We start from the raw sequence: 15,978 nt of genomic DNA, 5'->3' as shown, positions 1-15,978 counted from the left end.
GCCGGCGGCCTGGGGCTCGGGGGACTGCTGGGCCGCGGGGAGGGGGCCGCCCACCGGGGCCGCCCCGCCCCCGGCGTCGGCGGCCCCGCGCGCGTGCCCGCCGGCAAGGGCGCCGAGGCGGCCGAGGACGCCGAGGACGCCGAGGACGCCTGGGACGACGGGCTGATCGCACGGCGGGTGAACGAGACCTCGGGCGGCGCCGAGCCCCACACCGCCGCCTCCGCCTACTCCGCCACCTCCGCCCCCTCCCTCTGCGCCGGCCTGGAGGGCCGTGCCTCGGGCGGCGCCCAGGCCGTGACCCCGCTGGCCTACGACGGCCCGCTCCGCTCCCGGCTGGACGCGCTGCGCGAACTGGTCGGTCTCTCCCGTACCCGCCTGGACAGCCGGACCCTCGCCGAGGCCGGCCGGGTCCTGGACGAGGCCGCCGCGCGGCGCAGGCTCTCCGGGCAGCACACCGTCGTCGCCCTGGCCGGCGCCACCGGCAGCGGCAAGTCCCAGCTGTTCAACGCGCTCGCCGGGGTCAACATCTCGGAGACCGGGGTACGCCGCCCGACCACCTCCGCGCCCATCGCGTGCAGTTGGAGCGACGGCGCCGCCACCCTGCTGGACCGGCTCGGCATCCCGGGCCGGCTGCGCCGGCGGCCCGTGCAGCAGCCCGGCACCGACGCGCAACTGCGCGGCCTGGTCCTGGTGGACCTGCCCGACCACGACTCCGCCGCCGTCCAGCACCGCGAACAGGTCGACCGGGTACTGGCCCTGGTCGACGCCGTCATCTGGGTCGTCGACCCGGAGAAGTACGCCGACGCCGTCCTGCACGAGCGCTATCTGCGCCCGCTGGCGGGCCACGCGGAGGTCACCTTCGTCGTCCTCAACCAGGTCGACCGGCTGCCCGGCGAGGCCGCCGAGCAGGTCCTCGACGACCTGCGCCGGCTGCTCGACGAGGACGGCATCGCGCTGGGCGAGTACGGCGAACCCGGCGCCACCGTGCTCGCCCTGTCCGCGCTGACCGGGGACGGCGTGGGCGAGCTGCGCGAGGTGCTCGGCCAGTTCGTCGCGGGACGCGAGGCACCGGCCCGCCGGATCGCCGCCGACGTGGACGCCGCCGCCGGGCGGCTGCGGTCCGTGTACGTCACCGGGCGGCGCACCGGGCTCAGCGAGGAGGCGCGGGAGGAGTTCGCCGACCGGCTCGCCGACGCGGTGGGCGCCACGGCGGCGGGCGAGGCGGCCGAACGCGCCTGGCTGCGCAACGCCAACCGCGCGTGCGGCACACCCTGGCTGCGGCTGTGGCGCTGGTACCACGACCGGCGCGAACCTCCCACCGGACGGCTCCCGCTGCGCTCCCAGGCCGACGAGGAGGCCACCGCCCGCCAGCGCGTCGAACAGGCGGTGCGTACGGTGGCCGACCGGGCGTCCACCGGGCTGCCCGTGCCCTGGGCGCAGGCGGTGCGCGAGGCGGCGGTGCGCGGCGCGCAGGGGCTGCCCGAGGCGCTGGACGAGCTGGCCGCCCGCTCGGGGCTGCCGCCGGGGCGCCCGCCGCGGCCGGGCTGGTGGCCGATGGCCGTCCTGGCCCAGGCGTCGATGACCCTGCTGCAAGTGGTGGGCGGCCTGTGGCTGCTCGGCCAGATCGCCGGCGTCCTGTCCCCGAACCTGGGGGTGCCGGTGCTGCTGATGCTGTCCGGGATCGTCGGCGGCCCGCTCATCGAGTGGAGCTGCCGGATGGCGGCCCGCGGCCCGGCCAGACGGTACGGCCAGGAGGCGGAGCGGCGGTTGCGGGAGACGTCCGCCGGCTGCGGCCGGGCCCGGGTACTGGACCCGCTGGCGGCGGAGCTGCTGCGGTACCGGGAGGTACGGGAGCAGTACGGGCGGGTGACGGGGGCCGGATCACCCGTTCGGGTGGCGGAGTTCTCCACAGGCGGAGGGTGATCCACAGGGCCCGGCGGGTCCGGTCCGGACGGGGCAGTCTGGCCGTGCGGCGATCGCGACGGACGCGGTCGCCACGGCCGTACGGGACAGCCCCGGCGGCATGGAGGGGTGGGCGAAAATGAACGAGACGATGGTCTGCGTGGTGGGCAACGTGGCGACCCGGCCGGTGTTCCGGGAGCTGGCGAACGGCCCGTCGGCCCGGTTCCGGCTGGCGGTCACCTCCCGCTACTGGGACCGCGAGAAGAACGCGTGGACGGACGGCCACACCAACTTCTTCACGGTGTGGGCCAACCGCCAGCTCGCCGCCAACGTGTCGGGATCGCTGGAGGTGGGGGAGCCGGTCATCGTGCAGGGCCGGCTGAAGGTGCGGACCGACGTGCGCGAGGGACAGAGCTGGACCTCGGCGGACATCGACGCGGTGGCCGTCGGTCACGACATGGCACGCGGGACGTCGGCCTTCCGGCGGGTGAACCGGCCGGAACCGGCGGCCGCCGCGGCGCGTCCCGAGCCGGACTGGGAGACACCGGCGGGCGAGTCCGGGGACCGGGACCAGGAGCAGGGCCCCGCACGGCACAAGGAACCCGCCGCGGTGACCTGAAAACAGCCGCGCTCCTGACGTTTCCCGCCACTTGAGCCGTATCCGTGGGGTTGGCGGCTTATCGGCGGATGCATACCGGTCCCACCGGGGTGGATTTGTCGATAAGCCCCGCTCACCTGCGGTTCGGCGATAACGATTCCGAGTCGGATCGATGATCGGGCGGCCGCACCGGCTGGCACGATGTGCCAGATCCTTAGGATGCCGAACGGGCCCCGAGGGGCCGCTGATTCTGCTGGTGGGACCGTGCTCCCCACGCCACCCGGTCCTGCTCGAAGGGGAATTTGGTGCTTGCTTCGCTCACTGACCTGTCCGCGCACCGGCGCGGCGCGGCCCGCCTGGCCGCCTCGTTCCTGGTGTCCGTGCTCGCCGTGGCCACCACCGCGCTGGCGGGCGCCGGCCGGGCCGCCGCGCAGGACACGGCGACGGCACCGGGCCAGGGCGGCGCGACGGCCACCATGAGCGGTCTGAAGACGTACGGCACCGCCGTGATCCACGACGAGACGGGCGACCAGGAGGTCTCGGCCGGCCTGTTCGAGATGTCCGTCGAGGGCGGCGGCATGCTCCAGACCTACTGCGTCGACCTCCTCAACCCCACGCAGAAGGACGCCAAGTACCACGAGACGCCCTGGAGCGGCACCTCGCTGGGCACCAACAAGGACGCGGGCCGGGTCCGCTGGATCCTCCAGAACTCCTATCCGCAGGTCAACGATCTCGCGTCGCTCGCGAAGAAGGCGGGCGTCCGGGGCTCCCTCACCGAGGAGGACGCGGCGGCCGGGACCCAGGTGGCGATCTGGCGGTACTCGGACCAGGCGGACGTGACAGCCGCCGACCCGGAGGCCGAGCGGCTCGCGGACTACCTGGAGAAGAACGCCCGCGCCGTCGCCGAGCCCACGGCATCCCTCACGGTCGACCCGCCCGCCGTCTCCGGCCGGCCCGGCGAACGGCTCGGCCCGGTCACGGTGCACACCAACGCCGGCGGTGCGACGGTGACCCCGCCCGCCGACTCCGCCACCAGCGGCGTACGGATAGTCGACGCCGACGGCGAACCGGTCGGCACCGTCTCCGACGGCACCGAGATCTACTTCGACGTGCCCGACGACGCGACGGCCGGCACGGCCGACCTGACCGTGCACGCCTCGACCACCGTGCCGGTCGGCCGCGCCTTCGCCGCCGAGAGCCGCAGCCAGACCCAGATCCTGGCGGGCTCCAGCGAGTCGACGGTCACGGCGACGGCCACCGCGAACTGGGCGAAGCAGGGCGCGACAGCCGCGCTGTCGGCGGCGGAGAACTGCACCGCGGACGACACGGACGGCGGCCTGGACATCACGGCGGCCAACGAGGGCGACGAGGCGTTCACCTTCGAGCTGCTGGAGACCGAGTACACCATCGCCCCCGGCGAGACCCGCACGGTCGCCGTCCCCCTCCAGGAGGACCAGCCCTACGACTTCACCGTCAGCGGCACCGGCGGCTTCGAACAGCGCTTCACCGGCGTCCTCGACTGCCGCAACCAGAGCAGCACGGCCGGCGACTCCACCCAGACCCTGACCGAGCCCAGCCCCGCCACGACCGACGTCGCCACCCCGGACGTCAACCTCGCCGACACCGGCGGCTCGGAGGTCACCCCGCTGATAGGCGGCATGGCCCTGGCCCTGGTGGCGATCGGCGCCGGCACCCTCTTCGTCATCCGCAGGAAGAGCCCCCGGCCCCCGAACTGAGCGGAGACCGCGTCGCTCTCGACACTCCCTGGCCGAGGCGCGCCGCCACCCCTTCCGCGGGGTCGACGGCGGCTCCCTCCAGCACCTGTACTCCACCTTGCTCGGCTACCGCATCGCTCTGGAGATCCACGGCATCAACGAGCCCACGGACTTCTGGACCCTGACAGCGAGGGCCCCTTCGCCCTGTGGCTCCGCGAACACCTCGGCCGAGGCAGTTCCCTCACCTGGGCGTCCTCGACGAGGACTGGGCAGCGCGGGGGTAGACGCTCATGCGCCTTGTTGTCGTCGGCACTCAGCGGCCAGGTCGGCACCGAGGCCGCTCGGCCGAGTCGGAACCGGCACCGGCCGGCAGTACGACCGGTGCCGGTAGACCGTCGCCCCGGCCCCTGTCGGCACGACGGTGTCCACCGGCTCCGCCTCGTCCGCGGCCATCGGCTGGTCGCAGCGCGCACAGATCACCTCAGGGGTGCTACCTGAGCCGACGCTGTCGTGGCGGTCCGCGAGCGGGATGAGACGGTGAATCTGTACACACGCGTCGCATGCGTACAAGCCGGAGACCGCCGGGCCCGACTCGCTGTCCTGTGGAGAGACAAGGACGGTGCCTGTCAGGTAAGCCCGGCACCAGGGGCACCAACGGACTGGGCTGTAGGCCGACTGCTGCGGATCGCTCATGTTGTTTCTTCCTTGCCGAGCGGTGGACCGAATGCGTCGGCGAGTGCTGCGGCGAGCGCGTCGGGATCTGTGAGCATTCCGCGGTCGCCCGGGCGGAGCCGCCAGTGGGCCCCAGGGCCTGCGATGCGCAGCGGCGGTGGCACGGTCAGCGGAAGCCCGGTGACGAGTGCGCGGCTGGTCTCATCCGTCCACACATCGGCGGTGCCGAGTGGAACGAAGAAGTGGACAGCGCCGGCGGCATCATCGAGGACCGCACCGGAGCGGCTGCCGAGGGCGACCATCGCGGACAGGCCGACGGATCGCGGCACGCGAATGGCGTCCCAGTGCTGTCCGACGCGTACGACCGTGCACGTCTTGGCAGATGGTAAGGACGTGGGCATGGAGGTCTCCTGAGCACCGGCGTCGATCGGGTGTGTACAAGACTGGCCTCCATGAGTCGCTGCTTCTAGGACTTTTATGGGCCTTTCCACGGGAGGAAAGCGGACTTATTGTCAGGCTCAAGGAGGAAAGCTGGCCTTCGCAGGGACTTTCCAGTGACACTGGCGGCAGTGCTCGAAACGGAGGATCCAGTGCCACGTCCCAAAGGCAACACCCGACTCAAGGCCGCACGGCTGGCCGCGGGATACAACTCACAGGAGGCCCTCGCCGGAGCTCTCGGTGTCGGCGTCCGGCAGGTCCGCCGATGGGAGTCCGCAGCGCCTCCCTGGCCGCAACCCGAACAGGAGCAGGCACTCACCCGCCTCCTCGGCCAAGACCTGGAGGCATTGGGATTCACCCCGACAGGCGGCGGCCCCCGGTGGTCTGGTCGACGTGCCGTGCCTACCGTCCCCGCAACTGCGGTTGGTCTCCCCGCGGTGCCTACGCGGTCATTCGCGGTACAGCCGGCGAGCGCCGCAGAGGATTACGAGGCAGTCACCCGGTCCCACCGCCGTCTGTACTGGACGGTCCCGCCCACCACGTTGCACCCGGCGGCGCTCGCCCACGCAACGCTCGGGTGCGCGCTGCTCAGCGAGACAGCCGGTCAGACACGTCAACGCGTCGCAACCGCGCTCGCTGAGAGTTACCTGCTGGCCGGGCGGATCGAGTTTTTCGACCTACGGGATGCGGACCGGGCGGGCGGCACGCTGCTCTGTGCGCTCCAGGCGGCCGGTGAGGCGGACGACGCGCTCCTCGGTGCCGCCGTCCTGGCGCATACCGCGTTCATCCCGGGTTGGACCGGACGTCGGGACGAGGCGGCCGAGCGGATGGTGGCCGCGCGGACCTACGCCAGGCGTGGTCCGGCTTCGGCCGAGCTACTGGCCTGGCTCGACGCGGTGGAGGCCGAGTGCGAGACCCGGTGCGGCCACACCAGGACCGCACTGCATCTGATCGGGCACGCCGAGGACGTCCTCGCCGATGGCGGCGAACACGACAGCCCCGAGTGGCTCGACTGGTTCTCTCGGGTCAGGCTCGCCGCCTTCAAGGGCAACACCCAGCTGAAGGCGGGCCACTTGCCGCAAGCCCGCGACACACTCCTCGGTGTCTTGGACGCGCTCGGTCCCGCCGACGGGAAGCAGACGACCGTCGTCCTCGGCGACCTCGCCGCAGTCGAAGCCACGGCAGGGGACGTTGAGGCCGCGTGCGGGTACGCGATCCGTGCTCTCAACCACTTGGAGGAGACCTGGTACGCGACGGGTATGGAACGTGTACGTGAGGTAAGGCGCACACTGGCGCCGCACCAGCAGGAGCGATGCGTGCGAGAACTCGACGACCGGCTGTACGTCTGGTCGACGACGGTCAGCGCCCTCGCGCGTTGAACCGCTTAATCGACGCGGACAGTTCGAGAAGACTCTCCACCCGAAGGGTGGGCAGCTTCTTCGCTTCCTCGCTGTTCCACTGGATCGTCGCCCACGGCCCACGGCGCACGAGCGCGGTCTGCATCCCCGCCCTGCGCGCGGGCGCGATGTCGTTGTCGACGCGGTCTCCGACGTACAGCACTTCGGCGGGTTCGGCAGGGACGGCCTCGGCGACGCGTCGGAAGAAGGCCGGGTCGGGCTTGCTGGCCCCCCAGTCGTCGCTGGTGCCGATAAGGTCCACGTCCGAGGTGAACAACTCCCGCAGTATCCAGCCGGCGCGGACGGTCTGGTTTCCGGCGATGCCCAGCCACATGCCGTCCGTACGCAGCGCGGCGAGCGCATCTCGGACGTCGGGGTACAGGTCGTCCTCTCCGAAGTGCTCCGGCTGCCCGGCCGCAGCACGCTTCTCGCGCTCCGCGTAGAGGTCGAAGCCGGGCCGGAACTCTTGGAAGGTGTCGCGGTAATCGCGGCCCTGGGCGATGACGGCGCCGAACACGGCGGCGAAGGTGTGCCGGGGAACGCCGAGCCAATCCGCCCAGGTGCCGTACTCCCGGGTCTCGTCCACGAGGCACTCGCCGACATCGAAGATCACAGCGCGAATCATGTCGCCGACCATATCCGAGCGGGCACGATGACCCGGCCCGCTCAAGACGGTAGGGGCTGACCGTCCCCAGTCGAAGTCCGGCGGCGCACATATGGGCAGATGAAAGCCCCTATGCTATCGGTCGATCTTGAAACGACGCATTACGACAGTTGCCTGGCGCAGTCTGGTGGTGAAGTCTTGACTCCGCGCCACCTTGTCGATTCCTTGTGTTCTATTTCCACGCAGAGCGCTGCGGTATTCGCGATCCAATAAATTGGTCATCGCGCCGAGAAGGTCATCGGATAGATGCCCTAGCTTGATATTCAAAATATCGCGCTGCTCAGGTCGTCTCAGCCGAGTTAGCGTGAATGAACTCATGTACGCGAGGTGATATTTCCAGTTCTCTGTCGTGTCGCCCAGAAGCGGCCGATCGCGAGCGTAACTCGTCAAGAACTCTGCGATGCGCGCGTGCACGTCAAGGACGAGACCGTAAATATCGATGTCATTGTCGCTGGAGAATACTTTGTAGTAGTGGGAATCCTCCAGAAGTAGAGTCTCCGAGTATTTGAGTGCCGTATGCGGTTCGCCAATCACGAGTGCTGTGTACTCGCGTGCCAGCCTGGACATGCTGACTACCTGTTCGAGTGAGTAGCCCAGATTTCTATAGTAATTCGCTCTCCGCTCGTAACGATAGGTGTCACGAGCGAGTGCTTCTTCAATGTCCTTTTGAATCTTCTCGGTAGCTCGCAGGGCGCCTGGTGGGAGTTCTGTCTGACTGTTGGTTGCGCGGATAATTACATCCCTGGCGCGCCCGGACGAAGGAGGGACCAGTACTCGCACGAGAACTGAGCGATCGTTGTGATGTCCGTCGTTGCGGAAGTGGTTGTACACTTCATGGCTGGTTTGCAGACCGTTGACGATCTGCGGGTCCCTTGCGATGATTTGCTTTCCCGCAATGCTGACCTCTTCGGCGACGATGGTAACGCCGTTATTGAACCACCAAAAATCTTCACGATGGTTCGACTTCAATGTTTCGCTGATCGCCGCGTTCACCGACGTTCGGCCTGCGTAGTCACGAACGTTGGACTCGAATAGTTCAAGCCTGAGAGCGTCATTGTCCGACGTGATGAAATCGTAGTAATGGTCCAGGCGTACTAGAAATATATAGCCCTCGCCGAGTGACGTGCTGACGGGCGTTTCCGTGAAGGTCATCCTCAGAACCGTGGACGCGCCACGCCCCGACATCTCTCTCAGTTCGGCGGCCCCTAGGTACTCCACATGGCACTTGGTCCGAGAGGCGACTTTAGCTAGCTCGCGCGCGAGTCTATTTCCTTTTGCTCGCACATTCGGGTGAGGTGTCTCGACTGAGCGAGAGGCGTAAATTACGCGGATCGAAACATCTGGGAACTGTGACGCCAGAGCTTCTAGAACGTCGAGGAATCTGCCGGTGCGATCAATAAGCTTTGCGTTGGTTGAGTTCGACAACGCTTTGGCGTCCCGACCCATGTCGAGCAGTAGAGGCAGGTGATAGTGCAATTTTTCGAAAGCGCTCTCCTGGAAGCTCGGTGACGTTTTGGCCTGCAGGATGACTAGCTCGATTTTCTTCGCTTGAAGCGTCACGTGTCGTTCCACGCTCGCGGAGACGTAGCGATCGTCAACGAATACCCAGAGACCGTCTACGCCGCAATCGTGAGAGCCGTCAACGATGCCATCGCGAAGTTCATCGATATCTAGATCGAAATCTTGTAATGCGGTACTTGCCGTGAAGTAATTGAAAAAGTCGTCCATCTTTTGAGTCGGTGCGAGCTGACGCCTCTGGTCTTCCAGGATTCGGTCCAGCAAGCGTTGATCATTACTCTTCACAGCCATCTGCAGTGCCCCCCAGCGCCACGAACTCGAAGCTTCATTTTGGCGAATCGGCGTGCCAGCGACAAGACGTGGGACGACGGCGCTTGAGGCACATGAGAGACGCAGTCGTAGTCCTGGCTTCGACCCAGGGCTGCTGCAGCAACTTCCCTCAGCCACGCGGTGGAACAGTCCCCCCCCGGCAGGCGACCGTCGAGGAAGCGTCACACCTCCGCGTCCAGGAGGAGGCCGCACACGTCACGCACGTCCGGCGACCTACTACAGCGACGAGGGGCGGTCGGTCGAGACGGCGGCATCGTCGTGCCTACCGCTCACTGCGAGATCGTGTATGAGATCCCGATCAACCGATTGGGCGCCTTTCACCTACGCAGCTGAGCCGCGCCAGTCGGCCAGTGCCGCGAAGTCGGCGGTAGTGAGACCTATCGCCGGCGCGACGCGATGGAGAAGTGAAGGTCCACGGTGCGCGGCGGCCACCCAGAGGCGATCCAGGTCGCTGATCTCGTCGTCGACCCAGATGAACGGTCGGCCGTCAGCCCAGGCGACCAGGTGGGGCGTCTTCCAGTGCAGGCCGCGGGGGACGGCGTCGACGCTGTCGGCCGACCATGGCACCACCGGCAGACGCGGCAGCCCGGTGCGCGGGGCGACGATCACGTTCGCGTCCTCTCCCCATGTCGTCGCCCACACCAGGTCGCAGTCCAGGGCCATTAGGCGTGGCCCGACCCCGGCGTCGAGGCGGTCGAGAAGCGGATGCTCCTGCGTCACGGAAGGCGTCGCAGCAGAACCGGGCGCTCGCGGGCGGCCGGACGACGAGCCGAACGGGATCAACGGGCCGTCCACGTCGAGGAAGAGGATGGGGCGCTCCGGTGCGCTTGTCACGGCGGAACGATAGCCCGGCACGGGAAGGGTGTCTGATCATTCTCGGGCCGTCTCTGGGCCGTCCAAGGGTGCCCGAGGCCGATCGACAGCGACCGGCAGTGACAGCTGAGCGTCAGGCGCCCGCCCGGAAACCCCAGGTCACAGCCGCCGCCGGATACAGGTTTCCGCGCAGGGGTGGCGGTGCGGCAAGATGGGGTGTATCTGCCCACTGCCTGATTAAGCTGCCGGACGGTTTCTCTTGGCTGAGTACATTTACACCATGCGCAAGGCGCGCAAAGCGCACGGCGACAAGGTGATCCTCGACGATGTCACCCTCAGCTTCCTGCCGGGGGCGAAGATCGGTGTCGTCGGTCCGAACGGGGCCGGCAAGTCGACCGTTCTGAAGATCATGGCGGGGCTGGAGCAGCCGTCGAACGGGGACGCGTTCCTGTCGCCGGGTTACACGGTCGGCATCCTGCTCCAGGAGCCGCCGCTCAACGAGGAGAAGACCGTTCTGGAGAACGTCCAGGAGGGCGTCTCCGAGGTCAAGGGCAAGCTCGACCGGTTCAACGAGATCGCCGAGCAGATGGCGACCGACTACTCCGACGCGCTGCTCGAAGAGATGGGCAAGCTGCAGGAAGAGCTGGACCATGCCAACGCGTGGGACCTCGACGCGCAGCTGGAGCAGGCCATGGATGCCTTGGGCTGCCCGCCCGGGGACTGGGCGGTCAGCAACCTCTCCGGTGGTGAGAAGCGGCGCGTCGCGCTGTGCAAGCTGCTGCTGGAGGCGCCCGACCTGCTGCTGCTCGACGAGCCGACCAACCACCTCGACGCCGAGTCCGTCAACTGGCTGGAGCAGCACCTCGCCAAGTACGAGGGCACCGTCGTGGCCGTGACCCACGACCGGTACTTCCTGGACAACGTGGCCGGCTGGATCTGCGAGGTCGACCGCGGCCGGCTGCACGGCTACGAGGGCAACTACTCCAAGTACCTGGAGACCAAGGCCACCCGCCTCAAGGTCGAGGGCCAGAAGGACGCCAAGCGGCAGAAGCGGCTCAAGGACGAGCTGGAGTGGGTGCGGTCCAACGCCAAGGGCCGGCAGGCCAAGTCCAAGGCGCGGCTCGCCCGGTACGAGGAGATGGCCGCCGAGGCCGACAAGATGCGGAAGCTGGACTTCGAGGAGATCCAGATCCCGCCGGGCCCGCGCCTGGGCAACGTCGTCGTCGAGGTGAACAACCTCAGCAAGGCGTTCGGGGAGAAGGTTCTCATCGATGATCTCAGCTTCACGCTGCCGCGGAACGGGATCGTCGGGGTCATCGGGCCCAACGGAGCGGGCAAGACCACGCTCTTCAAGATGATCCAGGGATTCGAGGAGCCGGACTCCGGGTCCATCAAGGTCGGCGACACCGTCAAGATCTCCTACGTCGACCAGAGCCGCGAGAACATCGACCCCAAGAAGACGCTCTGGGCCGTCGTCAGCGATGAGATGGACTACATCAACGTGGGCCAGGTCGAGATGCCGAGCCGGGCGTATGTGTCCGCCTTCGGGTTCAAGGGCCCGGACCAGCAGAAGCCGGCCGGTGTGCTCTCCGGCGGCGAGCGCAACCGGCTGAACCTCGCGCTCACCCTCAAGCAGGGCGGCAACCTGCTGCTGCTCGACGAGCCGACCAACGACCTGGACGTCGAGACGCTCAGCAGCCTGGAGAACGCGCTGCTGGAGTTCCCCGGCTGCGCCGTGGTCGTCTCCCACGACCGGTGGTTCCTGGACCGGGTCGCCACGCACATCCTCGCCTACGAGGGCGAGAGCAAGTGGTTCTGGTTCGAGGGCAACTTCGAGTCCTACGAGAAGAACAAGATCGAGCGGCTGGGTGCCGACGCCGCGCGTCCGCACCGTGCCACCTACAAGAAGCTGACCCGGGGCTGATCGATCTTGCGGCACATCTACCGCTGCCCGCTGCGCTGGGCGGACATGGACGCGTACGGGCACGTCAACAACGTGGTCTTCCTGCGCTACCTGGAGGAAGCCCGGATCGACTTCCTGTTCCGCCCGGACAAGGAGTTCAAGCAGGGGTCGGTGGTGGCCCGCCACGAGATCGACTACAAGCGGCAGCTCGTCCACCGGCACGCCCCGGTGGACATCGAGCTGTGGGTCACACAGATCAGGGCCGCGTCGTTCACGATCGCCTACGAGGTGAAGGACGGCGACCAGATCTACGTCCGGGCCTCCACGGTGATAGTGCCGTTCGACTTCGAGGCCCAGCGGCCCCGGCGGATCACCGCGGAGGAACGCGAGTTCCTGGAGGAGTACCGGGACGAGGCCGAGGAGGAGGCCGTCGCCGCATGACGGTCCTGCACCTCGCCGACGAGGGGGAGGCGGCGGATCTCGCGGCCTTCCTCTCCCGGCTGCTGCACTACGACCGCGGTGCCGCGGTACGCCTCCAGGCGGCCGGCACCGCGCTCGCCGTCTTCGGCCGGCCGCCGTCCTTCGAGGTGCTGGCGATCCGCGCGGCGCGGCTCGCGAAACCGTACGAGGACGGGCTCGACGACGTGCTCGACGTGACCGTGTCGGCCGGTGAGCTGCTGGAGGCGGTGGTGGAGCAGGCGGCCACCGCCGCCGTGCCGGGTGCGGTGACCGGGCCGCCGTGGGCCGGGGTGCTGCCGCCGCGCGGCGGCTGGCGGGCCGAGACCGGCCTGCCGTCCCTGGACGCGCTGCGGGCCCTGGTCGGCGCCGGGATCGCGGAGTTCCGGGCGCGGACCGGCGAACTCGGCCCCGAGCGCCGTACCCGCGCCGAGTACGACCGGATAGGGCGGGACATCTGGTCCCGCACCGTGGCGGACACCCGGCTGCCGGTCCGGGCCGTGCACGCCGCCCAGTCGCTGGGCTTCCTGCGCGGCGCCGGCGCCGGCGCCCCCGGGCTGGTCTCCTCGGGGGCGTGGCTGCGGCTGCGCACGCCCTACGGATCGGTCGCCGTCCGGCGCGCGGGCACCGGGGCGCTCGGCATCAGCCCGGCGCGTTGACCATCGACGCCGCCGCGTACGTCAGGTACTTCCACAGCGTCTGCTCGTGCTCCTCGGACAGGTCCAGCTCGTCCACGGCGTCCCGCATGTGCTTCAGCCAGGCGTCGTGCGCCGCCCGGTCGACGGTGAACGGGGCGTGCCGCATCCGCAGCCGGGGGTGGCCCCGGTTGTCGCTGTACGTGGTCGGGCCGCCCCAGTACTGCATCAGGAACAGCACGAGGCGCTCCTCGGCCGGACCGAGGTCCTCCTCGGGATACATCGGCCGCAGCAGCGGGTCGCCGGCCACCCCCTGGTAGAAGCGGTGGACGAGGCGGCGGAAGGTCTCCTCCCCGCCGACCTGCTCGTAGAAGGTCTGCTCCTGAAGCGTGCCGCGCCGAATCTCATTCACGCTCCCATGGTCTCAGACGGCCGGGACCAGGACTTGGGTCCTACGACCCGTACCGTGGAGGCATGGGCAGCGACGGCGGCATGGACGACCTCGCCGCCTCGGCGCGGGCCGCGCTGGTGCGGGAGATCGAGCTGAGCGGCGCCTGGGCGGCCGACCCGGTCTGGCGGGCGTCCTTCGAGGCGGTCCCGCGCCATCTCTTCGTGCCCTACTACTACGTCGGCGCCGTCGGCGGCTACGAGCGCCGCTGGGACGGGCACCCCGACCCGGCGGCCCGCGCGCGCTGGCTGCGCGGCGCCTACGCCGACGCACCGCTGGCCACCCGGCTGCGCGACGGCGAACTGCTCTCCTCCAGCAGCCAGCCGTCGCTGATGGCGATGATGCTGACCGAGCTGGGGGTGCGGGACGGCGACCGGGTGCTGGAGATCGGCGCCGGTACGGGGTACAACGCGGCGCTGCTGTGCCACCGGCTCGGTGACGACGGCCTGGTCACCACCGTCGACCTGGACCCGGAGATCACCGAGTCCGCCCGCCGGCACCTGGACACCGCCGGCCACCGGCCGGCCGTGGTGACCGGCGACGGGGCGCGCGGGGTGCCCGAGCGCGCTCCCTACGACCGGATCATCGCGACCTGCGCGCTGCCCGCCGTACCGCGCGCCTGGGTCGGACAGTGCCGGCCCGGCGGCCGGATCCTGACCCCGCTGGCCACCGGCCTGGTCGCGCTCACCGTGCGGGACACCGGGCACGCCGAGGGGCGGTTTTTGAGCACGGCCGCCTACTTCGTGCCGCTGCGCGGCGGCGAGCGGGCCGAGCTTCCGGTGCCGGGGCTGAGCGGCGTACCGCGCGGAGCCCGGGACGACGACCTGTTCCGCTTCCTGCTGGCGCTGACCCGGGGCGGTCTCGACCCGCGGGAGGCGTACGCGCTGTGGGAGCGCGAGGGCGCGCCGCGCCGGGAGCGCTACGGCATCACCGTGAGCACCGAGGGCGCCTGGGCGTGGCTGGACGATCCGGCGGGGCCGTACGTCTGGCCCCTGCCGGCGTAGCGGGTGTCAGCCGCGGCGGATGGTGATCGTCGTCCAGGCGCCCACGTGCACCCGGTCGCCGTCCTGGAGCGGCACCGGCACGTAGGGCTGGATGGGCTCCTCGCCGCCGTTGACCGTCGTGCCGTTGGTCGAGTTCTGGTCGACCACCGCCCAGCCGCCGTCCGGCTGCTGCACCAGGACCGCGTGCTGGTGCGAGACGCCCGGGTCCTCCGGCGGCACCGACAGATCGATGTCGGGGGTGTCGCCGGTGGAGTGCCGGCGGCGGCCGATGGTCAGCTGGTCGCCGGTCAGCGGGCGCTGCTGCTCGGGCGAGTACGCGGGCAGGTTCAGCCCCGCGGCCTCCGGGCCGGAGCGCTGCATCATCGCCATGAAGTACTCGCGGTCCGGGCCGATGGTCGCCGTCCAGGGGCCCTGCGGCTGCGGCGGCTGCGGCTGTTGGGGCTGCTGCGGGTAGCCGTAACCGGGCGGCGGCGGGGGCGCGGCGGCCGGCCGGCCGCCGGGCTGCGGATAGCCGTAACCGTTCTGCCCGCCGGGGCCGCCGGGGCCGCCAGGGCCGCCCTGCGCGCCCGGGCCGTTCTGGCCGCCGCCGGGCGGGGCGATGCGCCAGTCGTCGTCACCGCCGCCGAAGGACGGACCGCCCTGCGGGGGCGGACCGCTCGGCTGCTGCCGGCCGCCCTCCTGCGGGTACGCGGGCGGCGGGGGCGGCGGTGCCGACGGACCGGGCTGCTGCTGCCAGGCCGGCGGGGGGCCGCCGGGAGCCGTGGCACCGGGGCCGCCGGGGCCGTTCGCCCCACCGGGACCGGTGGGACCGGCGGGAGCGTTGTACGGGTTGGCGCCGCCGGGGCCGCGGTACGCGCCGGGCCCACCCGGAGCCGGTGAACCGGGCGCGCCCGGACCCTGGCCTCCAGGACCGCCAGGACCGCCAGGACCGCCAGGGGCGCCGGGCGGTGGGCCCGGTGGGGGCGGGACCGGGCGGGACGGGTCGGCGCCGAAGCCGGGCGGGCTCTGCGGGATCGGCTCGGCCGGGCGGTTGATCTGCGACGGGCGGGAGCCTTGGTACTCCGGCGGACGCGCGCCCGGGTAGGAGTCGCCGCCGCCACCGCCGTAGGACGGGGGCGGGCCCGGCTGCTGCTGGAAGTGCGGCGGCGGGCCGGTGGCCGGGCGCGGGGCGGCCGGGGTGTACGAGGTGGCCGTGTTGGTCAGGAAGTTCCACCGGCACTCCTCGCAGAACGGCGCGCCGCCCTCGCGGGGCGTGCGGCACTGCGGGCACAGCTCGGGGCCGCCGGCCGCGGGACCGGAGGGCGGCGGGAAGCCGTAGCCACCGCCCGGGGGCGGAGGCGGCGGAGGCGGAGGCACGGCACCGGCCATGCGGTGACCGCAGACCTCGCACCAGTCGTCGGAACCCGACTGGTGTCCGTTCGGGCAGGTCGGCATGTCGGCGCTTCCCCCTCTCCTCGCAGATCCTGCGTGCTTCTTCGCTGCTTG

The 15,978-nt window shown here is 70.2% G+C and carries 14 protein-coding genes and 1 pseudogene; 9 read left to right on the top strand and 6 right to left on the bottom strand.

Translation table 11 applies throughout. The annotated features are described in order from the left end of the window. The 3 genes from AB0G32_RS22930 to AB0G32_RS22920 form a co-directional block, all read left to right on the top strand. A partial coding sequence (locus AB0G32_RS22930; RefSeq protein WP_361166162.1) for a YfjP family GTPase occupies positions 1-1,923 on the top strand: 1,923 nt, incomplete at its 5' end. Between the two features lie 118 nt (positions 1,924-2,041). Beyond that, complete coding sequence (locus AB0G32_RS22925; protein WP_361166159.1) at positions 2,042-2,521, top strand: single-stranded DNA-binding protein; 480 nt, start codon at positions 2,042-2,044, stop codon at positions 2,519-2,521. A 284-nt stretch (positions 2,522-2,805) separates the two neighbouring features. After that, positions 2,806-4,236: a Cys-Gln thioester bond-forming surface protein gene (locus tag AB0G32_RS22920; protein ID WP_361166156.1), complete on the top strand. Its 1,431-nt coding sequence runs from the start codon at positions 2,806-2,808 to the stop codon at positions 4,234-4,236. 668 nt (positions 4,237-4,904) lie between these two features. Here AB0G32_RS22920 and AB0G32_RS22915 read toward each other — a convergent pair. After that, a complete protein-coding gene (locus tag AB0G32_RS22915) occupies positions 4,905-5,288 on the bottom strand; it encodes a hypothetical protein (protein ID WP_361166153.1) in 384 nt (127 codons plus the stop codon). 189 nt (positions 5,289-5,477) lie between these two features. Here AB0G32_RS22915 and AB0G32_RS22910 point away from each other — a divergent pair, with 189 nt between their 5' ends. Beyond that, positions 5,478-6,704: a helix-turn-helix transcriptional regulator gene (locus tag AB0G32_RS22910; RefSeq protein ID WP_361166171.1), complete on the top strand. Its 1,227-nt coding sequence runs from the start codon at positions 5,478-5,480 to the stop codon at positions 6,702-6,704. Here the strand turns inward: AB0G32_RS22910 and AB0G32_RS22905 are convergent. After that, entirely contained in the window at positions 6,685-7,347 is a 663-nt protein-coding gene (locus tag AB0G32_RS22905; RefSeq protein WP_361166169.1) for an HAD family hydrolase, read from the bottom strand. The two genes, AB0G32_RS22910 and AB0G32_RS22905, sit on opposite strands and share 20 nt — an antisense overlap. A 114-nt stretch (positions 7,348-7,461) precedes the next feature. Beyond that, positions 7,462-9,195 carry an AIPR family protein gene (locus AB0G32_RS22900; RefSeq protein WP_361166150.1) on the bottom strand — a complete coding sequence of 578 codons (1,734 nt, stop codon included), beginning with the start codon at positions 9,193-9,195 and terminating at the stop codon, positions 7,462-7,464. Positions 9,196-9,368: 173 nt separating this feature from the next. Here AB0G32_RS22900 and AB0G32_RS22895 point away from each other — a divergent pair. Beyond that, positions 9,369-9,567 (top strand): annotated as a pseudogene (locus tag AB0G32_RS22895) (hypothetical protein); the annotation flags it as partial. Here the strand turns inward: AB0G32_RS22895 and AB0G32_RS22890 are convergent. Then, the gene (locus AB0G32_RS22890) at positions 9,556-10,068 is read right to left on the bottom strand and encodes a hypothetical protein (RefSeq protein WP_361166147.1); all 513 of its coding nucleotides are present in this window, start codon (positions 10,066-10,068) and stop codon (positions 9,556-9,558) included. The pseudogene AB0G32_RS22895 and the gene AB0G32_RS22890 sit on opposite strands and share 12 nt — an antisense overlap. 238 nt (positions 10,069-10,306) lie before the next feature. On the opposite strand from AB0G32_RS22890, the gene ettA reads away from it, so the two are divergent. From ettA to AB0G32_RS22875, 3 genes are read left to right on the top strand one after another with little or no spacing between them, the layout of a single operon-like run. Next, complete coding sequence (gene ettA / locus AB0G32_RS22885; RefSeq protein WP_361166144.1) at positions 10,307-11,971, top strand: energy-dependent translational throttle protein EttA; 1,665 nt, start codon at positions 10,307-10,309, stop codon at positions 11,969-11,971. Positions 11,972-11,977: 6 nt separating this feature from the next. Further along, positions 11,978-12,391: a thioesterase family protein gene (locus AB0G32_RS22880; protein WP_361166141.1), complete on the top strand. Its 414-nt coding sequence runs from the start codon at positions 11,978-11,980 to the stop codon at positions 12,389-12,391. Next, a complete protein-coding gene (locus tag AB0G32_RS22875) occupies positions 12,388-13,065 on the top strand; it encodes a hypothetical protein (protein WP_361166138.1) in 678 nt (225 codons plus the stop codon). Before AB0G32_RS22880 ends, AB0G32_RS22875 begins: the two co-directional genes overlap by 4 nt. Here the strand turns inward: AB0G32_RS22875 and AB0G32_RS22870 are convergent. After that, positions 13,049-13,453, bottom strand: coding sequence for a globin (locus tag AB0G32_RS22870; RefSeq protein WP_361166135.1), 405 nt, complete (start codon positions 13,451-13,453; stop codon positions 13,049-13,051). The genes AB0G32_RS22875 and AB0G32_RS22870 overlap by 17 nt on opposite strands. Before the next feature lie 62 nt (positions 13,454-13,515). Between AB0G32_RS22870 and AB0G32_RS22865 the strand changes: the two genes are divergently transcribed. Further along, a complete protein-coding gene (locus AB0G32_RS22865; protein WP_361166132.1) occupies positions 13,516-14,493 on the top strand; it encodes a methyltransferase domain-containing protein in 978 nt (325 codons plus the stop codon). Between the two features lie 6 nt (positions 14,494-14,499). Here AB0G32_RS22865 and AB0G32_RS22860 read toward each other — a convergent pair whose 3' ends face one another. Beyond that, on the bottom strand, positions 14,500-15,927 hold the full coding sequence (locus tag AB0G32_RS22860) for an FHA domain-containing protein (RefSeq protein ID WP_361166129.1): 1,428 nt from the start codon (positions 15,925-15,927) through the stop codon (positions 14,500-14,502). Between the last annotated feature and the right edge of the window lie 51 nt (positions 15,928-15,978).

Source organism: Streptomyces sp. NPDC023723, assembly GCF_040639815.1.
Classification (GTDB): Bacteria; Actinomycetota; Actinomycetes; order Streptomycetales; family Streptomycetaceae; genus Streptomyces.
Note: the sequence above shows the minus strand (reverse complement) of the source record. Positions and strands in the feature narration are given on the sequence as shown.

Bases quoted from the DNA above. Each gene is read 5' to 3' on its own strand.
- AB0G32_RS22925 (WP_361166159.1), top strand. From the start codon at position 2,042: ATGAACGAGACGATGGTCTGCGTGGTGGGCAACGTGGCGACCCGGCCG.
- AB0G32_RS22915 (WP_361166153.1), bottom strand. From the start codon at position 5,288: ATGCCCACGTCCTTACCATCTGCCAAGACGTGCACGGTCGTACGCGTC.
- AB0G32_RS22905 (WP_361166169.1), bottom strand. From the start codon at position 7,347: ATGATTCGCGCTGTGATCTTCGATGTCGGCGAGTGCCTCGTGGACGAG.
- AB0G32_RS22900 (WP_361166150.1), bottom strand. From the start codon at position 9,195: ATGGCTGTGAAGAGTAATGATCAACGCTTGCTGGACCGAATCCTGGAA.
- AB0G32_RS22875 (WP_361166138.1), top strand. From the start codon at position 12,388: ATGACGGTCCTGCACCTCGCCGACGAGGGGGAGGCGGCGGATCTCGCG.
- AB0G32_RS22865 (WP_361166132.1), top strand. From the start codon at position 13,516: ATGGGCAGCGACGGCGGCATGGACGACCTCGCCGCCTCGGCGCGGGCC.
- AB0G32_RS22860 (WP_361166129.1), bottom strand. From the start codon at position 15,927: ATGCCGACCTGCCCGAACGGACACCAGTCGGGTTCCGACGACTGGTGC.